A 5,313-nucleotide genomic window follows, 5' to 3' on the forward strand; every position below is an offset into this window, starting at 1 on the left:
CTCTATCCCTACGAGACCGCGCTGACCGAGGGCCCGCGCCATGCCCATGCGCAGACCTTCGGCCGCTGGGCCGAGCGGCTGGTGGCGCTGGGGCACCCGCCGCTGGTGGTCGACGAGGACGGGCTGGCGGCGATGGACGGCGGGTGCCGGATCCACGGTGAAGATGTGGCGGCGCTGGTGCTGCCGGAGGTGACGGCTTTGCGGGACCCGGAGGTGCTCGCCCGCGCCGAGGCAATCGGCCTGCCTCTCTGGCGAGGGATGCCGGACGAGCAGGACATCTGCGCCGCGCTCCCCGACCTGCCACAAAGCTAAGAACGCACCTAGCTTCGCAGCCTCGTGACAGGTCTTTACTCTGAAGGCTTGTGGCGCGTGGCGCTCTTCAACGAGGGCGACGCGCCACTCGAGGCCCAGCTGACCCTCGGCGCCGGGCTCGTCTGCGAGGCCGGTCCGCCCGAGCCGTCGCGCCGCCTGTCACTGGCTCTCGACCCGCAGGAGTTGCGTTTGCTTCGTTTGCGGCAGGCGGAGCCCGTCACGGACGTAGCGTGGCCGCCCAAGCCCGCGCTCGTCCCGGTCATGGAGCTGAGCGACGGCTGGACCCTTGCGACATCGGGCGCGGCCCGGGCGATCAGCGTGGCGGAGGGCTGGCAGGCACAGGGCGATCCGGCGTTCTCCGGTGTCGGGCGCTATAGCTGTCGCTTCACGCTGACCGCCCCCATGGCGCTGACGCTCGAGCTGCCGGGGCTTGCCTGTGCGGCCCATGTCAGGCTCGACGGCGCCGAGCACGGCGCCGTGTACCACGCGCCGTTCCGCCTGCCGCTGGGCGACGTCGCGGCGGGTCAACATCTGCTGGAGATCGAGGTGATGAACACCGGCGCCAACCGCTTTTACGCGGGCACGCCTTTTGCCGGGGCGCTCTGGCCCGATGCCTCGGGGCTGACCCGACCGCCGCGGCTCCTCCGCAAGGGCTGACCCATCCACCGAGGCTTATACGCAAGGGCTGACACGTCCGCGGCGTCACCGGCGCCACGGCTTGGCCAACCCGCCGCGCCCTGACCGCGTGGGCCGCTCCGCTCGCCACGGCTCCGGCGCCAGAGCCGATACACTCAGTGCTCGAGCAGCCGCGCCAGCTCGGTCTCGGTGTCGGTCAGCGTCAGCATGGGGGCGCGGTCGCGCATCACGGTGATGGCGGCCTCGTGCAGCGCCTGCGTCCCGGCCGCGCAGGCGTCGGTGACCAGCCGCACGTGGCGGCCGTCGTCCACCGCCTCGATCGCGGTGCCCAGCACGCAGCAGTCGGTCGCCACCCCGCAGATCACCAGAGTGGCGTCTTCGGGAACGTGCGAAATGGCCTCGCGCCACTTGGCGAAGCGGTGGCCGGTCACTTCGGGATGACCCGAAAAGCGCGGATCGAGCTCCCAGAGCCAGCTCTGCGCCGGATCCAGCGCAAAGGGCCAGGCCTGGTAATAGGGCAGCCACGCGCCCGAGGGCTCGGCGGGCGGCACGAAGCGGGTGAAGAGCGCGCGACCCGCGAAGCCCGCGGCGAGGGCGCCGATGCGTTCGGCGCAGAGGTCGTAGCCGGGGGTGCACCACGGGCTTTCTGGGTGGCCGAAACCGGGCTGCATGTCGATGACAAGAAGCACCTCGCTCATGCCGGCACCACCAGCGTGTCCTGCGGCGCCCAGGCAAGCCAGACCGCGCCGTCGCCGGGCAGCTCGGGGATGTCGCGGTCGCGCGCGATGAGCTTCCACGGCTGGCCGTCCACCTCGACGAGACAGGTTGCCATGGCGCCCGCGAAGACGCGCTGCACCAGCTGGCCCCGAACCGCGTTCATCCCCGGTGCGGGCGCCGCGGCGGAGATCGCCAGCGCCTCCGGGCGCGTGGCAAAGCGGCGCCCAGAGGGATCGGCGGGCAGGGTAAGCCCCGCCAATGCGCCCTCGGAGAGCCAGTTCGCCTCGCCGAGGAAGCCCGCGGCAAAGGCATCGACGGGGCGGTTATAAACCTCGCGCGGGGGGCCGGCCTGCACGATGCGCCCGTCGCGCAGGATACCGATGCGGTCCGAGAGGGTCAGTGCCTCTTCCTGGTCGTGGGTCACGAAGATCGTGGTGATGCCGACCTCGCGCTGGATGCGCTTGAGCTCGATCTGCATGTCCACCCGCAGGGTCTTGTCGAGCGCCGAAAGCGGCTCGTCGAGCAGCAGCACCTTGGGGTTGGTGACGATGGCCCGTGCCAGCGCCACCCGCTGCCGCTGCCCGCCGGAAAGCTGCGAGGGCCGCCGGTCGCCCAGATGGCCGAGCTGCACCAGTTCCAGCGCCTCGCGGGCGCGGCGGGTTTCCTCGGCCGAGCCGACCTTGCGGACGCGCAGGCCGAAGCCCACGTTCTCGGCCACGGACATGTTGGGAAACAGCGCGTAGTTCTGGAACATCATGCCGATGTCGCGCTTCTCGACCGGCACCTTCTCGACGTTGCGCTCGCCGATGCGGATGCTGCCGCTCTCGGGGAAATGGAATCCCGCAATGGTGCGCAGCAGCGTCGTCTTGCCCGACCCGGACGGCCCCAGCAGGGCGAAGAACCCGCCGTCCTCGAAGGCGATGGACACGTCGTCCAACGCCACCGTGCGGCCGAAGCGTTTGGTTACATTGCGAACCTCGACCTGCGACATCAGCGGTCCCCTCCGAATTTCGAGTAGCGCGCCGCAAGGAACATGACCGCCATGGAGACGGCGATGATGATCGTCGAGATGGCGTTGATCTCGGGCGTGAAGCCCTTGCGGATGGCGGTGTAGATGAGCACGGGCAGCGTGCTGTCGCCGGGCTTGGACAGGAAGTAGCTCACCACGAACTGGTCGAAGCTGACGGCAAAGGCGAAGAGCGCGCCCGCGACGATCCCCGGCGCGATCCAAGGCAGCGTCACCCGGCGCAGCACCGTCCATGCACCCGCACCCATGGAGCGCGCGGCTTCCTCCAGCGTGACGTCGAAGGACGAAAGCCGGGCCGTGACGGTCACGATGACGTAAGGCAGCGCCAGCGCCACGTGGCCGATGATCACCGCGGGCGTGCCGCGCCCGATGCCGATGGTGAAGAAGAACACCAGCATGGCGGTGCCGGTGATCAGCCACGGGATGGCGATGGGCGGAAACAGCAGCGCCTGCAGCAGCTTCTTGCCGCGGAACTCGTAGCGGAACAGCGCGACCGAGGCGGCGGTGCCGACGGCGGTGGCGATCGCCGTCACCGCGCAGGCGATCAGCACCGAGCGGATGGCCGCGGTCACGATCTGCTCGTTGCCCGCCATGTCGCTGTACCACTTCGAGGAATACTCGAAGGGCAGCTGGTAGAAGGGCGAGGCGTTGAAGCTCATCGCCGCCATGACGAGGATCGGCGCGTAGAGAAAGATCAGGATCAGCACCAGCCAGATGCGGCCGAGCAGGGCGATGGGGCTCATGTCCGCGCCCTCCGCAGCACCGGCGAGGCGGCGCCGAGGATCACCAGCACCACCGCCAGCAGGATGAACGACAGCGCGGCCCCCAGCGGCCAGTTGTAGACTGCCGTAATAGGTGCCCATGCGCCCGCCAAGGATGCGCGGCTCCATGAAGCTGCCGACCACGGGCACGAAGACCAGCACCGCGCCGGCCAGCAGCCCCGGCAGCGACAGCGGCAGCAGCAGGCGGTTGAGGATGGTGAGTTTCGAGGCGCCCATCGAGCGCGCGGCGTCGATCAGGTCGTCGTCGATGGCCTGCAGCGCGAGGTAGCTCGTCAGGATCACGTAAGGCAGGTAGCTGTGCACGAGCCCGATCACAACGGCCTCGGTGGTGAACATCAGGTTCAGCCGGATGTCAAAGGGCAGGATCCAGTTCAGCGTCCGTTCGAGCACGCCATTGCCGCGCAGCACGATGGCCCATGAGAAGATCCGCACCAGCGAGTTCGACCAGAACGGCAGGATGACCATCAGGAACAGCGCCTCGCGGGCGCGGCCCTTGATGGATTTCGCCAGCACCAGAGCGCAGGGGTAGCCGATCAGGATGCAGAAGAGCGTGACCGTGACGCCGAGCTTCAGGGACTTCCACAGAAGCGTGGCGTAGGTCGGATTCTCGAGGAACTGCGCGTAGTTGCCGAGCGTGACGCCCCAGTCGGGGGCGTCACCGGGCATGTCCGAGAGGAAACTGAAGAACAGCATGGCCGAGAGCGGCAGGAACACCGCCAGCGTCAGCCAGAGATAGGCCGGGCCCAGCAGCGTCAGAAGCCGCCGGCGGTCCTGTGCATGGATCACCTCTGCCATGACTTTCCCTCGTCTCGTCAGCGGCTTACTGGGCGGCCTTCAGGCTCTGCCAGAGCGCGAGATATTTCTCGCGCGTGGCATCGTCCATGGGCGCGCGGAACTTGGCGAGCTTGACCACTTCGGGATCGCCCAGAACGCGCTTGTTGAAGGCGTCGTCCGGCAGTGCTGCGGCGGCATCGGCATTGGCCGAGGCGGGGGCGCCCTCGGCGTCCCACTTCACATAGAACTCGGGGTCGATCATCCAGTCGATGAACTGGGCCGCGGCCTCCTTGTGCTCGGAGGTCTCGGGGATCGACAGCCCGTCGAGCCATGCGATGGCGCCTTCCTTGGGCACGACGAACTCCACCGGCAGGCCCATGCCTGCCGAGCGCGCCGCCGAGCCGGACCAGTAGCTCGCCACGTCGAGCTCGCCCGCCGCCATGAACTGGTTCCAGTCGTTCTCCGAGGCCCAGAAGGTGCGCAGCTGCGGCATCAGCTTCCTGAGCTTGGCCTCGACCGCGTCGAGATCCTCGATGTTGTTGATGTCCTGACCGGTGGCCAGCGCGCCGAGGTGCACCGCTTCCTCGGCATCGTCGCGGATCGAGACGCGGCCCTTGTGCGCGGGATCCCACAGCACTTCGAGCGAGGTCGGCGCCTCGTCGAAGGCCTGCGTGTTGATGGCGATGGCGGTCAGACCCCAGGTCCACGGCACGCCGTAGACCGCGCCCTCGTGAACGAGGCTCGGGTCCTCGGCGAAGTTGGCGGGGATACCGGCGTAGTTCCCGATGGCGGCGGTATCGATGGCCGCCAGCAGACCCTCTTCGTAGGCCTGCGTGGTGTAGGCCGCGTTGATCAGCACCACGTCATAGGCACCGGGGTTGGTGCGCATCTTGGTGAGCATTTCCTGCTCGGAGTTGAAGTACTCGTGCACCACGCTGTGGCCGGTGGCGGCCTCGAACGCCTCGAGCGACCAGCCGAGGTCGGTGCCGTAGCCCTGCCAGTTGAGCACGCGGATCTCGTCGGCAAGCGCGCCTGACGCAGTGAGCGCGAGCAGCGAGAGGGAAA

At 68.6% G+C, this 5,313-nt stretch carries 6 protein-coding genes; 2 read left to right on the forward strand and 4 right to left on the reverse strand.

What is annotated here, in order from left to right:
• Both HC022_RS18540 and HC022_RS18545 read left to right on the forward strand, forming a co-directional pair.
• Positions 1–312, forward strand: a 312-nt coding sequence (locus HC022_RS18540; protein ID WP_217704040.1) for a hypothetical protein, incomplete at its 5' end; no start/stop codon positions are given.
• A gap of 57 nt (positions 313–369) precedes the next feature.
• The gene (locus tag HC022_RS18545; RefSeq protein WP_167453410.1) at positions 370–969 is read left to right on the forward strand and encodes a hypothetical protein; all 600 of its coding nucleotides are present in this window, start codon (positions 370–372) and stop codon (positions 967–969) included.
• A gap of 134 nt (positions 970–1,103) precedes the next feature.
• On the opposite strand, the gene HC022_RS18550 is transcribed toward HC022_RS18545, so the two are convergent.
• From HC022_RS18550 to HC022_RS18570, 4 genes are all read right to left on the reverse strand, one after another.
• On the reverse strand, positions 1,104–1,646 hold the full coding sequence (locus HC022_RS18550) for a cysteine hydrolase family protein (protein ID WP_175583640.1): 543 nt from the start codon (positions 1,644–1,646) through the stop codon (positions 1,104–1,106).
• Positions 1,643–2,656, reverse strand: coding sequence for an ABC transporter ATP-binding protein (locus tag HC022_RS18555; RefSeq protein ID WP_167453411.1), 1,014 nt, complete (start codon positions 2,654–2,656; stop codon positions 1,643–1,645). Before HC022_RS18555 ends, HC022_RS18550 begins: the two co-directional genes overlap by 4 nt.
• The gene (locus tag HC022_RS29345; protein ID WP_254885174.1) at positions 2,656–4,269 is read right to left on the reverse strand and encodes an ABC transporter permease subunit; all 1,614 of its coding nucleotides are present in this window, start codon (positions 4,267–4,269) and stop codon (positions 2,656–2,658) included. Before HC022_RS29345 ends, HC022_RS18555 begins: the two co-directional genes overlap by 1 nt.
• Before the next feature lie 25 nt (positions 4,270–4,294).
• Positions 4,295–5,313: extracellular solute-binding protein (locus tag HC022_RS18570; protein WP_217704043.1), on the reverse strand; the 1,019-nt coding region annotated here is incomplete at its 5' end.

This window comes from Salipiger sp. HF18 (assembly GCF_011806505.1).
GTDB lineage: Bacteria > Pseudomonadota > Alphaproteobacteria > Rhodobacterales > Rhodobacteraceae > Salipiger > Salipiger thiooxidans.

Coding starts and splice junctions, on each gene's coding strand:
- HC022_RS18550 (WP_175583640.1), bottom strand. CDS start 1,646: ATGAGCGAGGTGCTTCTTGTCATCGACATGCAGCCCGGTTTCGGCCAC.
- HC022_RS18555 (WP_167453411.1), bottom strand. CDS start 2,656: ATGTCGCAGGTCGAGGTTCGCAATGTAACCAAACGCTTCGGCCGCACG.
- HC022_RS29345 (WP_254885174.1), bottom strand. CDS start 4,269: ATGGCAGAGGTGATCCATGCACAGGACCGCCGGCGGCTTCTGACGCTG.